We start from the raw sequence: 16677 nt of genomic DNA, 5'->3' as shown, positions 1-16677 counted from the left end.
TCAGGCGGCGACGCTGTCGTGTGCCTTGACGAAGGCCGGCGTCGGCGGGCTGCCGGCCGACAGGGTCAGCACCTCGTAGCCGGTCTCGGTGACCAGCACGGTGTGTTCCCACTGGGCCGACAGGCTGTGGTCCTTGGTGACGATGGTCCAGCCGTCGTTGCCGAACTCCTTGATCTCGCGCCGGCCGGCGTTGATCATCGGCTCGATCGTGAAGATCATCCCCGGCTTCAGCTCTTCGAGCGTGCCGGGCTTGCCGTAGTGCAGCACCTGCGGCTCCTCGTGGAAGGACCGACCGATGCCGTGGCCGCAGAACTCCCGCACCACCGAGAAGCCGTGGCCTTCGGCGAAGCGCTGGATCGCGTGGCCGACGTCGCCGAGCCGCGCGCCGGGCTTGACCTGCTCGATGCCGATCCACATCGCGTCGAAGGTGATCGCGCACAGCCGCTTCGCCGCGATCGAGCCTTCGCCGGCGATGTACATGCGGCTGTTGTCGCCATACCAGCCGTCCTTCGTGATGACGGTGACATCGATGTTCATGATGTCGCCCTTCTTCAGGGGCTTGTCGTTCGGGATGCCGTGGCAGACGACATGGTTCAGCGAGGTGCAGAGCGAGGCCGGATAGGCCGGATAGCCCGGCGGCTGGTAGCCGAGCGTGGCGGAACGGGTGCCCTGCACGTTGACCATGTAGTCGTGCGCGAGCCGGTCGATCTCGCGGGTGGTGGTGCCGACCTTCACGAACGGCGTGAGGTAGTCCAGCACCTCGGAGGCGAGGCGGCAGGCGGTGCGCATGCCCTCGATGTCCTCGGCGGTCTTGATGTTGATGCTCATCCCGGGGATTATCCCCCGGACCGCTAAAATCCGCGGGTTTGCCCGAGCGCCCGGCCGGCCCCATCCAGCGGCCCGCCGCCTTCCGCGCCCGGCCCCGTCCGCCCCGTCCCATCTCCCTTCAGGCCGCACCCCGTGACCACGCCCCGCCCCGCCCAGACGCTCCACGTGACCTTCTTCGACGGCGGCGACGCCTTGAGCGGCTTCCGCGCCCAGCAGCTGCTGCCGCGGCTCCAGCAGGTGCATCCGCGCATCACCGGCATTGCGGCGCGTTTCGTGCACCTGGTGGCGTCCGAAGGCGAGCTCGATCCGTCCACGCGCGAGCGCCTCGCCGCACTGCTCACCTACGGCGACCCGGCCGCGCCCGCCGACGAGGGCGCCGAGGTGCTGGTCGTCACCCCGCGCTTCGGCACCGTCTCGCCGTGGGCATCGAAGGCGACCGACATCGCCCACAACTGCGGCATCGCGGTGCGGCGCATCGAGCGGGTGGTCGAGTACCGCATCGCGCTGCAGAAGCCGCTGCTGTTCGGCAAGGCTGCCCTAGACGAGGCGCAGCGCAGCGCCGTCGGCGCGCTGCTGCACGACCGCATGACCGAGTCGCTGCTGTTCGCCCGCGACGACGCGGCGGCGCTCTTCACCGAGCTGCAGGCCGCGCCGATGGAGCAGGTCGACGTTCTCGGCGGCGGCCGTGCCGCGCTGGAAGAGGCCAACCGCCGCTTCGGCCTGGCGCTGGCCGACGACGAGATCGACTACCTGGTCAATGCCTTCACCGGCCTGGCGCGCAACCCGACCGACGTCGAGCTGATGATGTTCGCCCAGGCCAACAGCGAGCATTGCCGCCACAAGATCTTCAACGCGCAGTTCACCATCGACGGCGTGGCGCAGGAGCACAGCCTGTTCGGCATGATCCGCCACACCCACCGCAGCGCGCCGCAGCACACGGTCATCGCCTATGCCGACAACGCGTCAGTCATGGAAGGCGGCGAGCGCGAGGTGTTCATGCCCACATCGGCCTCCGGCGCTCGTGGGGCGGGCGCAGACAGCTACCAAAAGCATAGCGCGCTGCAGCATGTGCTGATGAAGGTCGAAACGCACAACCACCCGACCGCGATCTCGCCCTTCCCGGGCGCCTCCACCGGCGCAGGCGGCGAGATCCGCGACGAGGGCGCGACCGGCCGCGGCAGCAAGCCCAAGGCCGGCCTGACCGGCTTCACCGTCTCGACCCTGTGGCCAAAGGAGGGCGACGACTTCGGCCGGCCGGCCCACATCGCCAGCCCGCTGCAGATCATGACCGAGGGCCCGCTCGGCGGCGCCGCGTTCAACAACGAATTCGGCCGGCCCAACCTGCTCGGCTACTTCCGCGAATACGAGCAGACCGTCGCGAGCGACACCGACACGATCCGCCGCGGCTACCACAAGCCGATCATGATCGCCGGCGGCCTGGGCACCATCGACGCAGCGCAGACGAAGAAGGTCGAATTCCCGGCGGGCTCGCTGCTGATCCAGCTGGGCGGACCCGGCATGCGCATCGGCATGGGCGGCAGCGCCGCCAGCTCGATGGCGACCGGCGCCAATGCGGCCGAACTGGACTTCGACTCGGTGCAGCGCGGCAACCCCGAGATCGAGCGGCGCGCGCAGGAGGTCATCAACCACTGCTGGCAGCAGGGCGCGGCCAACCCGATCCTGGCGATCCACGACGTGGGCGCCGGCGGCCTGTCCAACGCTTTTCCCGAGCTCACCAACGACGCCGGACGCGGCGCCCGCTTCGACCTGCGTGCCGTGCCGCTGGAAGAGTCGGGCCTCGCGCCCAAGGAAATCTGGAGCAACGAGAGCCAGGAGCGCTACGTGCTCGCGATCGCGCCCGATGCGCTGGAGCAGTTCCGCGCCTTCTGCGAGCGCGAGCGCTGCCCGTTCGCCGTCGTCGGCGTGGCGACCGCCGAGCGGCAGCTGGTGCTGTCCGACGAAGGCCAGCCGACGCCGGTCGATATGCCGATGGAAGTCCTGCTCGGCAAGCCGCCGAAGATGCACCGCGACGTGCAGACGGTCGCGCGCACGTTCGCGCCGATGGACCTGACCGGCGTGGACCTGCAGCAGGCTGCGATCGCGGTGCTGTCGCATCCGACCGTCGCTTCCAAGCGCTTCCTCATCACCATCGGCGACCGCACCGTCGGCGGCATGACCCACCGCGACCAGATGGTCGGCCCCTGGCAGGTGCCGGTCGCCGACTGCGCGGTGACGCTGGCCGACTACGCCGGCTTCGCGGGCGAGGCGATGGCGATGGGCGAGCGCACGCCGCTCGCCGCGCTGGACGCGCCGGCCTCCGGCCGCATGGCGGTGGCCGAGGCGATCACCAACCTGCTGGCCGCACCGATCGAACTGCCGCGGGTCAAGTTGTCGGCCAACTGGATGGCCGCCTGCGGCGAACCCGGCGAGGACGCCGCGCTGTACGCGACGGTGAAGGCGGTGGGGCTGGAGCTGTGCCCGGCGCTGGGCGTGTCGATCCCGGTCGGCAAGGATTCGCTGTCCATGCGCACGCAGTGGAGCGACGACGGCACGCAGAAGCGCGTCACCTCGCCGGTCAGCCTGATCGTCACCGCCTTCGCGACGCTCGGCGACGTGCGGGGCACGCTCACGCCGCAGCTCGACGCGTCCGAGGACGACACCACGCTGGTGCTGGTGGACCTGGGCCGCGGCCGCAACCGGATGGGCGGCTCGGTGCTGGGCCAGACGCTCGGCCAGACCGGCGACACGGTGCCCGACCTGGACGATCCGCAGGACCTGGTCCGGCTGGTCGACGCGGTCAATGCCCTGCGCGCGCAGGGCAGGCTGCTGGCCTACCACGACCGCAGCGACGGCGGCCTGTTCGCCGCCGCCTGCGAGATGGCCTTCGCCGGCCACGTCGGCGTGTCGCTCAACGTCGATCTGCTGGTCACCGAAGGCGACGGCATCTCCGACAGCCGCGCCGAATACGGCGACGCGAAGAACTGGGCGCAGCAGGTGTCGGCCCGCCGCGAGGAACTGACGCTGAAGGCGCTGTTCAGCGAGGAACTCGGCGTGCTGCTCCAGGTGCGCACCGCCGAACGCAACGAGGTGATGCAGCTGCTGCGCGCCCACGGCCTGTCGAAGCACAGCCATTTCGTCGGCAAAACCCGGCCGGAGAGTTCGGCGATGGACGCCGGCAAGGGCAAGGTCGAGGTCTGGCGCGACACCAAGGCGGTGTTCAGCGCCACCCTCGCCGACCTGCACCAGGTCTGGGATTCGGTCAGCTGGCAGATCGCCCGCGAGCGCGACAACCCGGCGTGCGCCGACAGCGAGCATGCCGCCGCCGGCGCGCCCGCCGACACCGGCCTGCACTGGGCGGTGCCGGCCGGCGCCGGCCAGGCGATCGCGCCGTTCGTCGGCACCGGCGCCAAGCCGCGCGTCGCGATCCTGCGGGAGCAGGGCGTGAACTCGCACGTCGAGATGGCCTACGCCTTCGACGCCGCCGGCTTCGACGCAGTGGACGTGCACATGACCGACCTGCAGGCAGGCCGCGCGCAGCTGGCCGACTTCAAGGGCGTGGTCGCCTGCGGCGGCTTCAGCTACGGCGACACGCTGGGCGCCGGCATCGGCTGGGCCCGCAGCATCACCTTCCACCCGTCGCTGGCCGACCAGTTCGCCGGTTTCTTTGGCCGCGCCGACACCTTCGGCCTGGGCATCTGCAACGGCTGCCAGATGTTCGCCGAGCTGGCCGACATCATCCCGGGCGCCGAGGCCTGGCCGCGCTTCACCACCAACCGCAGCGAGCGGTTCGAAGCGCGCCTGTCGCAGGTCGAGGTGCTGGAATCGCCCAGCATCTTCCTGGAGGGCATGGCTGGCTGGCGCCTGCCGATCGCGGTGGCGCACGGCGAGGGCTATGCCAACTTCGCCCGCCGTGGCGATGCGGGCGCGGCGATCGCGGCGCTGCGCTACGTGGACCACACCGGCCAGCCGACCGAGCAGTACCCGTTCAACCCCAACGGCAGCGCCGGCGGCCTCACCGGCGTGACCACCGCCGACGGCCGCTTCACCGCGCTGATGCCGCACCCGGAGCGCGTATTCCGCAACATCCAGATGAGCTGGACCGGCGGCGATCCGTCGGCGCCGAGCCCCTGGATGCAGATCTGGCACAACGCTCGCCGCTGGGTCGGCTGAGAACGGGACCGCCATGGCCGCCGCCAGCCTGCTGATGCTGATCGACGACATCGCGTCGATGCTCGACGACGTGGCGCTGATGACCAAGGTCGCGGCGAAGAAGACCGCCGGTGTGCTCGGCGACGACCTGGCGCTCAACGCGCAGCAGGTGTCGGGCGTGCAGGCGAGCCGCGAGCTGCCGGTGGTGTGGGCGGTCGCCCGCGGATCGCTGATGAACAAGGCGATCCTGGTGCCGGCGGCGCTGGCGATTAGTGCCTTCGCGCCGTGGCTGATCACGCCGCTGCTGATGGTCGGCGGCGCCTTCCTCTGCTACGAAGGTGCCGAGAAGCTGCTGCACAGCCTGACGCGCCGGCGGCACCGTGCGCACCAGTCGGCGACGGCCGTCGAGCCGTCGGAGGCCCCCATGCCGGCCGTGCAGACGCTGACGCCCGCCGCTGAAAAGGAGAAGGTCAAGGGTGCCGTGCGCACCGACTTCATCCTCTCGGCCGAGGTGATCGCCATCGCGCTCGGCACCGTCGCCGACGCGCCGTTTGCGCAGCAGGTGGTGGTGATGGTCGGTGTGGCGGTGATCATGACGATCTTCGTCTACGGCATCGTCGCCGGCATCGTGAAGCTCGACGACCTGGGCCTGTACCTGAGCCGGCGTGCCGGTGCGGCGGCGCGTGCGACCGGCCGCGGCATCCTGGCGCTCGCCCCGTGGCTGATGAAGGCGCTGTCGGTACTCGGTACCGCCGCGATGTTCCTGGTCGGCGGCGGCATCCTGGTGCACGGCGTGCCGGCGTTCCACCACGCGGTCGAGGCGGCGGCCGGCACCGGCCTGCTGGCCAGCCTGGTGCAGGGTCTGGCCGGTGTCGCGGCGGGGGCGGTCGTCCTGGCCGCCGTATCGCTGGTGCAGCGTCTGCGGGGCAGGGCTCCAGGGCATCCCGGATAGGCAGCCGGCGGCGCACCGGCTACATTTTTCGCATTCCACGCACCCGGCGCGCCGTGCCGCGCCATCGCATTTCCCTCGCATGACGACACCGACCCCGTCCTTCCTTCTCCGCGCTGCGGGCGTTCTGCTGGGCGGCAGCCTGGCGCTGGCGGCGGTGGCCGACACCGGCAAGCTGGTGCTGACCGGCGGTGTCAGCGGGGTGGACGGCACGGCCGGCGGCGGCATCGTGCCCTGGGCGGTGATCGGCACGCAGGCGACTGAAGGCGAATTCGGCTTCTCCGGCTTCGCGACGCGGCTGTCCACCCGCGACTACGGGCTCACCGCGGCCGGTGCCGCCGTCGCCTGGAACGACCGGATGGAGGTCTCGATCGCCCGGCAGGATCTCAACGCCGCTCCGGCGCCCGCCCTCAACGGCGTGGCCGATTTCGGCGTGCTGCCCGAGCCGCACCTGCGGCTCGACATCGTCGGCGTGAAGGTGCGCCTGCTCGGCGAGGCGATCCTCGATGCCGACCACTGGCTGCCGCAGGTGTCGGTCGGCGTGCAGCACAAGTCGCTGTCCGCCGGCTCGCTGCAGTCGGTGGTCGATTTCCTCGGAGCCCGCAACAGCGGCACCGACGTTTATGTGAGCGCGACCAAGCTGTTCCTCGGCACCGGCCTGCTGGTCAACGGCACCCTGCGCTACACCAACGCCAACCAGAACGGGCTGCTCGGCTTCGGCGCGGCAGCACCGGGGCGCGACCGGCGCAGCCTAGTGCCGGAAATCTCGGTGGCCTATCTGCTGCGGCGCGATCTCGCGATCGGTGCGGAATACCGCTTCATGCCCAACAACCTCGAAGCCCTCGGCCGCGCCGCCGGCCTGGACAACGGCCTGGTGCAGGACGACTGGCGCGACATCTTCATCGCCTGGGCGCCGCACCGCAACGTGTCGCTCACACTGGCCCGGGTCGACCTGGGCCGGGTGGTGCCGGGCGTGACCGCCAGCCGGCGCCAAACCGGCAACTACCTGTCGGTGCAGGTGGCGTATTAAGCCTGCGGCCGGCCGCCTCGACCGGCTCGACGCCCTGCGCGGGCTGGCCGTGGTGTGGATGACGGCCTTCCATTTCTGCTTCGACCTGAACCTGCACGGCTGGATCCACCAGGAATTCCTGCGCGATCCGTTCTGGACGGTCCAGCGCACCTGCATCGTCACGCTGTTCCTGTTCTGCGCCGGCCTCGGCCAGGCGGCTGCGGCGGAGGCGGGCCTCGGCTGGCCGCGGTTCTGGCGGCGCTGGCGCCTTGTCGCCGGCTGCGCGCTGCTGGTCACCCTCGGCTCGTGGTGGATGTTCCCGCGCAGCTTCATCTACTGGGGCGTGCTGCACGGTCTCGCGGCGATGCTGGTGATCGCGCGCCTGACCGCAGGCGCCGGCCGCTGGTTATGGTGGCTCGGTGCGCTGGCGGTCGTGTCGCCGGTCGTGGCGAAGACCGTGATCGCTGGCTCCGCCTGGGAGCCGGCTTTCAACGCGGCGCCGCTCAACGTGCTCGGCTGGGTCACCCGCAAGCCGGTCACCGAGGACTACGTGCCGCTGCTGCCCTGGCTCGGTGTAGTTTGGTGGGGCCTCGCGGCGGGGCAGTGGCTGCTGCGGCACCGCCTTACGTGGCTGGCCGGCGCCGCGCCGGCTCCGCTCGCCTGGCTCGGCCGCCACAGCCTGCCGTGGTACATGCTGCACCAGCCGGTCCTGCTCGGCCTGCTGGCGGCGGCAGGTGTGCTGCTGCGCTGAAAGAGGCGCGCCCAAAACAAAACGCGGCACCAGGCCGCGTTTTCAGGAGGGGTCGCCGGCCGGGAACCGGCCTTACCCGACTGGATCGCCTTATTCGACTTTCGCCTTGGCGCGCAGGTCGTCCTGGAACTTGGCGAGCTTCTGCTGCTGCAGCTGTTGGGCGATCTGCGGCTTGACCTGCTCGAACGGCGGCAGCTGGGCATCGCGCACGTCGTCCAGGCGGATGACGTGGTAGCCGAACTGGCTCTTGACCGGCACTTCGGTCAGCTGGCCCTTCTTCAGCTTGACCAGGCCTTCGGTGAATTCGGGCACGTAGCTGCTCGGGTTGGCCCAGTCGAGGTCGCCGCCGTTGGCGCCGGAGCCGGTGTCCTTGGACTGCTTCTTGGCGATGTCCTCGAACTTCGCGCCCTTCTTCAGCCGGGCTATGATGTCCTTGGCGTCGGCTTCCTTATCCACCAGGATGTGGCGGGCCTTGTATTCCTTGCCGCCGTTGGCCGCGGCGAACTTGTCGTACTCGGCCTTCACCTCGGCGTCGGTCACCAGGTTCTTTTCCTGCCACTTGGCGAACAGGTCGCGGATCAGGATGGTCTGGCGGGCCAGTTCCATCTGGTTCTTGAAGTCGTCGGTCGCGTCCAGGCCCGACTTCTGCGCTTCCTGCAGGAAGATCTCGCGGGCGATGACCTCTTCCTTGATCTGCGCCTCGATCTCGGGCGTGATCGGCCGGCCCGACTTCGCCACCTGCTGCGTCAGCACGTCGGCGCGGGCCTTCGGCACCGCCTTGCCGTTGACGATCGCGATGTTCTGCGCCATGGCGGGCGCGGCCAGCACGGCGACGAGAGCGGCCGCTGCTGCGATGCCGGACATACGGAGTTTTTGCATGTTGTTGACCTCGGAAGTCCTACGGGAACGGTGGGAGTAGGGGGAAGGGAAATGCCGGCGACCGGAGGGCGGTGCGGCGGGCGACCTGGTGGAGTGAGTGTCGAAATCGCGCGAAAGGTTCAGCGGGTGATGTCGATCGCGAGCGCGTGCAGACCCTGGTCCAGGAATGGGCGGAGCGCATCATACACAAGGCGATGCTGCGCGACGCGGGTCTTCCCGGCGAACTGCGCAGAGGCGATCCGCACGCGGAAATGGGTGCCGAAACCGGTGCCGTTGGCCCCGACGTGACCGGCATGGTCGGCGCTTTCGTCGATGACTTCCAGCTGCGTGGGCGCCAGGATATCGACCAAGCGGGCGCGCAGTGCGTCGGCGGTCGGTGCGGCGAGGGGCGCGCTCATTTCGTCGGCTCCTCGGACTGCATGTAGCGGCCCAGGTACAGCGCTTGGCCGACCACGAAGACCGCCATCAGGCCCAGCCCGCCGAAGAGCTTGAAGTTGACCCAGGTGTCGGTGTCGAAGTGGAAGGCCACCCACAGGTTCAGCGCCCCCATCAGCGCGAAAAAGCCCACCCAGCTCCAGTTGGCGACGCGCCAGGCATGGTCGGGCAACTGCATCTGCGCGCCCATCAGCGACTTCAGCAAGTTCTTGCGGAACAGCAACTGGCCGAGCGCCAGGGTGGCGCCCATCAGCCAGTAGAGGACCGTGGGCTTCCACTTGATGAAGGCCTCGTTGTGCGCGACCAGGGTGGCGCCGCCGAACAGCACGATCACGCCCAGGCTCACCCACTGCATCGGCTCGACCCGGCCGTTGCGCCAGCGCAGCCAGGCGATCTGCACCACGGTGGCCGCGATCGCGATGCCGGTCGCCACGTAGATGCCGGCGAACTTGAAGGCCGCGAAGAACAGGATGATCGGGAAGAAGTCGATGAGCAGTTTCATGCGGCGAGCGGGCGAGCGGGCGAGCGGGGCGGAACGAAGCGGCGATTGTGGCAGCGCGCCGCCGGTCAGCCGCCGCTCTCGGCCTTCGGCGTGAAGTCGAGCGAGGCCGAATTCATGCAGTAGCGCAGGCCGGTGTCGGTCGGGCCGTCCGGGAAGACGTGGCCCAGGTGTGCGCCGCACTGCGCGCAGACCGTCTCGGTCCGCACCATGCCGTGGCTGCGGTCGGTGATCTCCTTGATCGCGCCGGGCACCGCCTCGGAAAAGCTGGGCCAGCCGCAACCCGCGTCGAACTTGGTGCTCGCATCGAACAGCGTATTGCCGCAGCAGATGCAGTGGTAGCTGCCGTCGGCCCAGACGGCGTTGTATTTGCCGGTGAAGGGCCGCTCGGTCGCGGCGCGGCGGGTGATCTGGAAGGCGCCGGGCTCGGCGCCTTTCTCAGCCAGCACCGCCTTCCATTCGTCGTCGGTCTTCTGGATCGTGGAGTCGGGGGATGTGTTCATGAGGAGCAGCTGATCTCGATGGTGGAAGCCCAGTCGGGCGGGAAGCCGGCGCGGTCGTCGAAACCCGGATGTTCGTCACATGGGGCAGCCAGCAGTGTGCGCAAGGTCTCGACCTCGCTGAAGTCCTTTTGTTTCGCGGCCCGGATCGCCTGCTCGCCCAGGTGATTGCGCAGCACGAACTTCGGATTGGTATTCAGCATCGAATCGGCCGCCAGCGCCCGTCCTGCCTGCGGAAGGCGCTCCGAATATCGTAGCAACCAGGCATCGAACCCTTCGCGGTCGAGAAACAGATCGCGGACCGGCTCGGCGCTGTCGCCGGCCACGTGCCGCGACAGCCGGCGCCAGAAGATCGTCCAGTCGGTGCGGTTGGCGGCGAGCAGCTTGAGCAAGGCGTCCAGCAGATCGGCATCGCCGTCGCGGGCGTCGGCCAGGCCGAGCTTGGCACGCATGCAGCCGAGGTACTCCCGCGGGAAGGTGCTGCGGTACGGCTCCAGCGCGGCCATCGCCGTCTCGGTGTCGCCGATCAGGGGCAGCAGCGCCTGGCCGAGGCAGAACAGGTTCCAGTAGGCGATGTTGGGCTGCTGGTTATAGGCATAGCGGCCCTGGTGGTCGCTGTGGTTGCAGATGTGGCCGGGGTCGAAGGCGTCGAGGAACTGGAATGGCCCGTAGTCGATCGTCAGGCCCAGGATGCTCATGTTGTCGGTGTTCATCACGCCGTGGCAGAAGCCGACCGCCTGCCAGCGCGCCACCATGGCGGCGGTCCGTGCGGCGACCGCGTCGAGCAGGCCGGCGTACGGATTGCCGCCGAAGGCCGGGCTGTCGCGCAGGGCAGGGTAGTAGCGGTCGATCACATAGTCGGCCAGCACCCGGAGCTCGTCGATCCGGCCCTGGTGCGCGAAATGCTCGAAATGGCCGAAGCGCACGAAGCTCTCGGCCACCCGGGTGACGACGGCGGCCGTCTCGATCTCCTCGCGGCGCACCGGTGTGTCGGCGCCGACCACGCAGAGCGCGCGGGTGGTCGGGATGCCGAGGCCGTGCATCGCCTCGCTGCACAGGAATTCGCGGATGCTGGAGCGCAGCACCGCCCGGCCGTCGCCGCCGCGGGAATAGGGCGTGGGTCCGCCGCCCTTCAGCTGCACCTCCAGCCCGCCGCCCGCCGGGCCGCGGGCCGCCTCGCCGAGCGTCATCGCCCGGCCGTCGCCGAGCTGCCCGGCCCAGACGCCGAACTGGTGGCCGCTGTACACGGTGGAATAGGGCCGGGTGCCGGCGACCGGCCGGTTGCCGGCGAACGCTTCGAGCGCCTCTGGCGATGCGAACGCCGCGGTATCGAGGCCGAGCCATTCCGCGCAGGCCGGGCTGGTGCCCACCCAGTAGGGCGTCGCCAGCGGACGCGGCCGGAGGTAGGTCAGGTACTGCGGCCCGAGCCGGTCGAAGCCGGTCTGCCAGGCCAGGCCCAGGTCGGCGGCGTCGGGCGCGCCGGACGGAGGAAGGAAGGTCGAAGTCGCGGTGCCGGTGGTCATGGACCATTGTCCCGCAGGGGTCATGCCGGCATCCCGAGTGCGGGCAATCCCGTAAGGAGGCTGTCGGACGCACGGGCAATACTTGTGCCGACACGCCGGGTCCTCCGGACCTGCACCTCCCTCCACCGCACCCAGGAAAGCCCGTTCCATGCTCGGTCTGATGCAAAGCCAACCCCTGACGATCTCCATGCTGGTCGAATTCGCCGAGCGCCACCACGGCGACGGCGAGGTCGTGTCGCGGCGGGTCGAAGGGGACCTGCACCGCACCACCTACCGCGAGCTCGCCGCGCGCTCCCGCCGGCTCGCCAACGCGCTCGACGCCCAGGGCATCGCGCCGGGCGAGCGGGTCGCCACGCTGGCGGTCAACGGCTACCGCCACCTGGAGCTGTACTACGGCGTCAGCAGTTCGGGCCGGGTGCTGCACACCATCAACCCCCGCCTGCACCCGGACCAGATCGCCTGGATCGCCGGCCATGCCGAGGACCAAGTGCTGTGCTTCGACCTGTGCTTCCTGCCGATCGTGCAGGCGCTGCAGGGCAAGTGCCCCGGCATCCGGCGCTGGGTGGCGCTCTGCGACGTGGATCGGCTGCCGGTCGACAGCGGCATTCCGGACCTGCTCTGCTACGAAGCCTGGATCGCCGGCCACGCCGACACCTACGACTGGCCGCGGCTCGACGAGAACGAGGCGTCGAGCATGTGCTACACGAGCGGCACCACCGGCAACCCGAAGGCGGTGCTGTACAGCCACCGCTCCAGCGTGCTGCACGCCTATGCGGCCGCGCTGCCGGACGTGATGGACCTGTCGGCCCGCGACGCGGTGCTGCCGGTGGTGCCGATGTTCCACGTCAACGCCTGGGGCATTCCGTATTCGGCGCTGCTGACCGGCTGCAAGCTGGTGCTGCCGGGCGCGGCACTCGACGGCAAGTCGGTCTACGAGCTGATGGAGGCCGAGAAGGTCACCTTCGCCGCCGGCGTGCCGACGGTCTGGCAGATGCTGCTCGGCCACATGAAGCCGGCCGGGCTGCGCTTCTCGACCCTGAAGCGCACGGTGATCGGCGGCTCGGCCTGTCCGCCCGCGATGATCGATGCCTTTCAGCGCGACTACGGGGTGGACGTGCTGCACGCCTGGGGCATGACCGAGATGTCGCCGCTCGGCACCCTGTGCACGCTGAAGAACAAGCATCTCGACCTGCCGGCCGATGCGCAGATGAAGATCCGGATGAAGCAGGGCCGGGCGGTGTTCGGCGTCGACATGAAGATCGTCGGCGACGACGGCGTGGAGCTGCCGTGGGACGGCACGACGTACGGCGACCTATACGTGAAGGGGCCGTGGATCGTCGACAGCTACTACAAGGGCGATGCGAGTCCGCTGGTGCCCGACGCCCGCGGCCAGGGCTGGTTCCCGACCGGCGACGTGGCGACCATCGATCCCGACGGCTTCATGCAGATCACCGACCGCAGCAAGGACGTGATCAAGTCCGGCGGCGAATGGATCAGCTCGATAGATATCGAGAACATCGCGATGGCGCACCCGGCGGTGGCGATGGCGGCCTGCATCGGCGTGCCGCATCCGAAATGGGACGAGCGGCCGATCGTCGCGGTGGTCAAGCGGCCCGGCATGGAGGTCTCGCGAGACGAACTGCTGGCCTTCTACGCCGGCAAGACGGCCAAGTGGCAGGTGCCGGACGACGTGGTGTTCGTCGATGCCATTCCGATCGGTGCGACCGGCAAGATGCTCAAGACGCGGCTGCGCGACCAGCTCGCCGGCTACCGGCTGCCGGGCCTCTAGTCGCCCACGTTACAGCGGCTGCACGAGGCTACGGGCAATCCCTGAGCACGCGCTGCTGGCGCGTTTGTAAGCTGGCTCGCATAAATGATTTTTCCAACGGAGACATCCATGACCCTTCGCCTGAAACTGGTGGCCGCATCCGCTCTGCTGGCCTGCGCCGGCACGGCCCTCGCGCAGAGCGGCCAGACCGTGAAGATCGCCTGGCTCGACCCGCTGTCGGGCCTGATGGCCGCGGTCGGCACCAACCAGCTGAAAAGCTTCCAGTTCCTGGCCGAGGAGTTCAACAAGAAGAACGCGGCCGGCGTGAAGTTCGAGATCATCGGCATCGACAACAAGCTGAGCCCGCAGGAAACCACCGCGGCCCTGCGCTCGGCGATGGACCAGGGTGCGCGCTACGTGGTGCAGGGCAACGGCTCGGGCCCGGCGCTGGCCATCATGGACGCGCTGGAGAAGCACAACGCCCGCAACCCCGGCAAGGAAGTCGTCTACATCAACTATGCCGCGGTGGACCCGGACCTGACGAACAGCAAGTGCAGCTACTGGCACTTCCGCCTGGATGCCGACACCTCCATGAAGATGGAGGCGCTGACCACCTACATGAAGGACCAGCAGGACATCAAGAAGGTCTACCTGATCAACCAGAACTATTCGCACGGCCAGCAGGTCAGCAAGTTCGCCAAGGAGAACCTGGCGCGCAAGCGTCCGGACGTGCAGATCGTGGGCGACGACCTGCATCCCCTGGCGCAGGTGCGTGACTTCGCGCCCTACATCGCCAAGATCAAGCAGTCGGGCGCCGACACGGTGATCACCGGCAACTGGGGCTCCGACCTGGCGCTGCTCATCAAGGCGGGCAACGACGCCGGCCTGAACGTCAAGTACTACACCTACTACGCCGTGACCAGCGGCACGCCCACGGCCATGGGCGCCGCGTCGGACGGCAAGGTCTACCAGGTGGGCTACAGCCACTACAACGCCGACGGCCCGATCAAGCCGCTGACGGAGGCCTTCAAGAAGAAGTTCAACGACGACATGTACACGACCGACATCTACACGGTCTATGCCATGTTGACCGATGCCTTCGTCAAGACCAAGTCCACCGACCCGGTGAAGGTGGCGGCGGCCATGGAAGGCATGCGCTTCAAGAGCTTCAACGGCGACGTCGAGATGCGCAAGACCGACCACCAGCTGCAGCAGGGCCTGTGGATCACCCGCTGGGAGAAGGCCAGCGCCAAGTACCCGTACAGCCCCGAGAACACGGGCTACACGCTGGCGCCGGTCAAGTTCTACGAGGCCTACGTGGCGAGCACGCCGACCAGCTGCCAGATGAAGCGGCCCTCCTGATACCGTCGGGTAGAACGGACGCGGCGCCGGCGTGCCGGCCGCCGCGTCCGGCACCCCGGAACGCCGTCTGGCGTTGCATGCGCCAAACCCGGTCCCGTCGCCACGCGGCGCCGGCCTCCGGCACCCGGGCCGGATGTTTTCCTGAGGTTCGACGACAGTGGAATTCTTTCTCATCTCCCTTCTGAACGGCGTGAGCTACGGCCTGCTGCTGTTCATGCTCAGCTCGGGCCTGACGCTCATCTTCAGCATGATGGGCGTGCTGAATTTCGCGCACACCAGCTTCTACATGCTGGGTGCCTACTTCGCCTACACGCTGTCGGGCCTGCTCGGCTTCTGGCCGGCGCTGTTCATCGCACCGCTGCTGGTGGGCGCGCTGGGCGCCGCCTTCGAGCGCTACAGCCTGCGCCGGGTGCACAAGTTCGGGCACGTGCCCGAACTGCTGGTCACCTTCGGCCTGTCCTACCTCATCCTTGAAGTGGTGCAGCTGGTGTGGGGCCGCTCCACCGTGCCCTACGGCCTGCCGGCCGCGCTGCAGGGGCCGCTGTTCACCATCTACGGCACGCAGTTCCCCAAGTCGCGCTCCTTCATCATGCTGGTCGCGCTGCTCATGCTGGTGGCCGTGTGGCTGCTGCTGACGCGCACCCGCATCGGGCTGGTGATCCAGGCGGCGCTCAAACATCCCGAAATGGTGGAGGCGCTGGGCCACAACGTGCCGCGCGTGTTCATGCTGGTGTTCGGCGGCGGCGCGGCGCTGGCCGGCCTGGCGGGCGTGATCGGCGGCAACACCTACGTCACCGAGCCGGCGATGGCGGCGTCGGTGGGCTCCATCATCTTCGTGGTGGTGGTGGTGGGCGGCATGGGCTCGCTGGCCGGCGCCTTCCTCGCTTCGCTGCTGATCGGCATCGTGCAGACCTTCGCCGTGGCGCTGGACCAGTCCATGGCCTCCGGCCTGCGCGCCCTGGGCATGGCGGTGACCGACCAGACCTTCGGCTACCCGCTGCTCAAGCTCACCATCTCCCAGGTGGCGCCGATCCTGCCGTACCTGTTCCTGGTGCTGATCCTGATCTTCCGGCCCAAGGGCCTGCTGGGCACCCGCGAGGACTGACCGATGAGCGCCGTTCCCATGACTTCACCTTCGTCCTACTACCGCTTCAAGCCGCTCAACCTGGGCCGCATCCTCGTCTGGGGGCTGTTCGCGCTGGCGCTGATCGTCGCGCCGCTGCTGTTCACCAGCAGCCTGGCGCTGACCATGCTCTCGCAGATCGGCTACTTGATCATCATCTGCCTGTCGTACAACATCCTGCTGGGGCAGGGCGGCATGCTGAGCTTCGGCCATGCGGTGTACACGGGCCTGGGCTCCTTCATCGCGGTGCATGCGATGAACATGGCGTCCAAGGGCCAGGTGCCGGTGCCGCTGGTGCTGATCCCGGTGGTGGCCGGGGTGGCGGGGGCCTTCTTCGCGGCCATCTTCGGCTTCGTCACCACCAAGAAGTCGGGCACCACCTTCGCCATGATCACGCTGGGCATCGGCGAGCTGGTGGCGGCCATGTCGCTGATGTTCCCGGGCTTCTTCGGCGGCGAGGGCGGCATCACGACCGACCGCGTCTACGGCAAGTTCCTGGGCTGGAACTTCGGCCCGCAGATCCAGGTGTACTACCTGATCGCCGTCTACTGCTTCATCTGCACGGCGCTGATGTTCGCCTTCACCGGCACACCGCTCGGCCGCATGCTCAACGCCGTGCGCGACAACCCCGAGCGGGTGGAGTTCGTGGGCTACAACACGCAGCGGGTGCGCTACCTGTCCTTCATCATCGCCGGCTTCTTCGCGGGCATCGGCGGCGGGCTGGCGGCCATCAACTTCGAGATCGTGAATGCGTCGGACAGCCTGTCGACCATCCGTTCGGGCGGCTACCTGCTGTTCACCTTCCTGGGCGGCGCCACCTTCTTCTTCGGGCCGATCATCGGCGCGGTGCTGCTGGTCTTCGCCTCGATCCTGCTGTCGGAGCTGAGCAAGGCCTGGCTGCT

The 16677-nt window shown here is 68.8% G+C and carries 14 protein-coding genes; 8 read left to right on the top strand and 6 right to left on the bottom strand.

All coding sequences use genetic code 11. The features are described from left to right. The gene (gene map / locus QZ500_RS01630) at positions 1–828 is read right to left on the bottom strand and encodes a type I methionyl aminopeptidase (protein ID WP_295849977.1); all 828 of its coding nucleotides are present in this window, start codon (positions 826–828) and stop codon (positions 1–3) included. Positions 829–960: 132 nt separating this feature from the next. Here map and purL point away from each other — a divergent pair, with 132 nt between their 5' ends. From purL to QZ500_RS01610, 4 genes are all read left to right on the top strand, one after another. Further along, the gene (purL, locus tag QZ500_RS01625) at positions 961–4998 is read left to right on the top strand and encodes a phosphoribosylformylglycinamidine synthase (protein WP_295849975.1); all 4038 of its coding nucleotides are present in this window, start codon (positions 961–963) and stop codon (positions 4996–4998) included. Positions 4999–5011: 13 nt separating this feature from the next. Then, positions 5012–5929, top strand: a complete 918-nt coding sequence (locus QZ500_RS01620) for a DUF808 domain-containing protein (protein ID WP_295849973.1) — start codon at positions 5012–5014, stop codon at positions 5927–5929. A 79-nt stretch (positions 5930–6008) separates the two neighbouring features. Continuing rightward, positions 6009–6956, top strand: coding sequence for a DUF3034 family protein (locus QZ500_RS01615; protein WP_295849971.1), 948 nt, complete (start codon positions 6009–6011; stop codon positions 6954–6956). Beyond that, positions 6952–7686 (top strand): heparan-alpha-glucosaminide N-acetyltransferase, encoded by a 735-nt coding sequence (locus QZ500_RS01610; protein WP_295850058.1) that lies wholly within the window; start codon positions 6952–6954, stop codon positions 7684–7686. Before QZ500_RS01615 ends, QZ500_RS01610 begins: the two co-directional genes overlap by 5 nt. A 90-nt stretch (positions 7687–7776) precedes the next feature. On the opposite strand, the gene QZ500_RS01605 is transcribed toward QZ500_RS01610, so the two are convergent. From QZ500_RS01605 to QZ500_RS01585, 5 genes are all read right to left on the bottom strand, one after another. Next, the gene (locus QZ500_RS01605) at positions 7777–8565 is read right to left on the bottom strand and encodes a peptidylprolyl isomerase (RefSeq protein WP_295849969.1); all 789 of its coding nucleotides are present in this window, start codon (positions 8563–8565) and stop codon (positions 7777–7779) included. Between the two features lie 119 nt (positions 8566–8684). After that, positions 8685–8963 (bottom strand): BolA family protein, encoded by a 279-nt coding sequence (locus QZ500_RS01600; protein ID WP_295849967.1) that lies wholly within the window; start codon positions 8961–8963, stop codon positions 8685–8687. Next, on the bottom strand, positions 8960–9502 hold the full coding sequence (locus tag QZ500_RS01595) for a septation protein A (RefSeq protein ID WP_295849965.1): 543 nt from the start codon (positions 9500–9502) through the stop codon (positions 8960–8962). The genes QZ500_RS01600 and QZ500_RS01595 overlap by 4 nt, the downstream gene beginning before the upstream one ends. Before the next feature lie 65 nt (positions 9503–9567). Beyond that, complete coding sequence (msrB, locus tag QZ500_RS01590; RefSeq protein WP_295849963.1) at positions 9568–10002, bottom strand: peptide-methionine (R)-S-oxide reductase MsrB; 435 nt, start codon at positions 10000–10002, stop codon at positions 9568–9570. Then, the gene (locus QZ500_RS01585) at positions 9999–11522 is read right to left on the bottom strand and encodes a protein adenylyltransferase SelO family protein (protein WP_295849961.1); all 1524 of its coding nucleotides are present in this window, start codon (positions 11520–11522) and stop codon (positions 9999–10001) included. Before QZ500_RS01585 ends, msrB begins: the two co-directional genes overlap by 4 nt. A 148-nt stretch (positions 11523–11670) precedes the next feature. Between QZ500_RS01585 and QZ500_RS01580 the strand changes: the two genes are divergently transcribed. The 4 genes from QZ500_RS01580 to QZ500_RS01565 all read left to right on the top strand — a co-directional run. Continuing rightward, positions 11671–13311, top strand: a complete 1641-nt coding sequence (locus tag QZ500_RS01580) for a 3-(methylthio)propionyl-CoA ligase (RefSeq protein WP_295849959.1) — start codon at positions 11671–11673, stop codon at positions 13309–13311. Between the two features lie 108 nt (positions 13312–13419). After that, positions 13420–14652 carry a branched-chain amino acid ABC transporter substrate-binding protein gene (locus QZ500_RS01575; protein WP_295849957.1) on the top strand — a complete coding sequence of 411 codons (1233 nt, stop codon included), beginning with the start codon at positions 13420–13422 and terminating at the stop codon, positions 14650–14652. Positions 14653–14809: 157 nt separating this feature from the next. Next, the gene (locus tag QZ500_RS01570; protein WP_058640009.1) at positions 14810–15757 is read left to right on the top strand and encodes a branched-chain amino acid ABC transporter permease; all 948 of its coding nucleotides are present in this window, start codon (positions 14810–14812) and stop codon (positions 15755–15757) included. A gap of 3 nt (positions 15758–15760) precedes the next feature. Beyond that, positions 15761–16677, top strand: a 917-nt coding sequence (locus QZ500_RS01565; RefSeq protein WP_295849955.1) for a branched-chain amino acid ABC transporter permease, incomplete at its 3' end; no start/stop codon positions are given.

Origin of the sequence: uncultured Xylophilus sp. (assembly GCA_913776965.1) — a bacterium.
Classification (GTDB): domain Bacteria; phylum Pseudomonadota; class Gammaproteobacteria; order Burkholderiales; family Burkholderiaceae_C; genus Xylophilus.
Note: the sequence above shows the minus strand (reverse complement) of the source record. Positions and strands in the feature narration are given on the sequence as shown.

What these genes read in the sequence shown, in the direction of transcription:
- map (WP_295849977.1), bottom strand. Translation starts at nt 828, where the DNA reads ATGAGCATCAACATCAAGACCGCCGAGGACATCGAGGGCATGCGCACC.
- QZ500_RS01620 (WP_295849973.1), top strand. Translation starts at nt 5,012, where the DNA reads ATGGCCGCCGCCAGCCTGCTGATGCTGATCGACGACATCGCGTCGATG.
- QZ500_RS01615 (WP_295849971.1), top strand. Translation starts at nt 6,009, where the DNA reads ATGACGACACCGACCCCGTCCTTCCTTCTCCGCGCTGCGGGCGTTCTG.
- QZ500_RS01605 (WP_295849969.1), bottom strand. Translation starts at nt 8,565, where the DNA reads ATGCAAAAACTCCGTATGTCCGGCATCGCAGCAGCGGCCGCTCTCGTC.
- QZ500_RS01600 (WP_295849967.1), bottom strand. Translation starts at nt 8,963, where the DNA reads ATGAGCGCGCCCCTCGCCGCACCGACCGCCGACGCACTGCGCGCCCGC.
- QZ500_RS01595 (WP_295849965.1), bottom strand. Translation starts at nt 9,502, where the DNA reads ATGAAACTGCTCATCGACTTCTTCCCGATCATCCTGTTCTTCGCGGCC.
- msrB (WP_295849963.1), bottom strand. Translation starts at nt 10,002, where the DNA reads ATGAACACATCCCCCGACTCCACGATCCAGAAGACCGACGACGAATGG.
- QZ500_RS01585 (WP_295849961.1), bottom strand. Translation starts at nt 11,522, where the DNA reads ATGACCACCGGCACCGCGACTTCGACCTTCCTTCCTCCGTCCGGCGCG.
- QZ500_RS01580 (WP_295849959.1), top strand. Translation starts at nt 11,671, where the DNA reads ATGCTCGGTCTGATGCAAAGCCAACCCCTGACGATCTCCATGCTGGTC.
- QZ500_RS01575 (WP_295849957.1), top strand. Translation starts at nt 13,420, where the DNA reads ATGACCCTTCGCCTGAAACTGGTGGCCGCATCCGCTCTGCTGGCCTGC.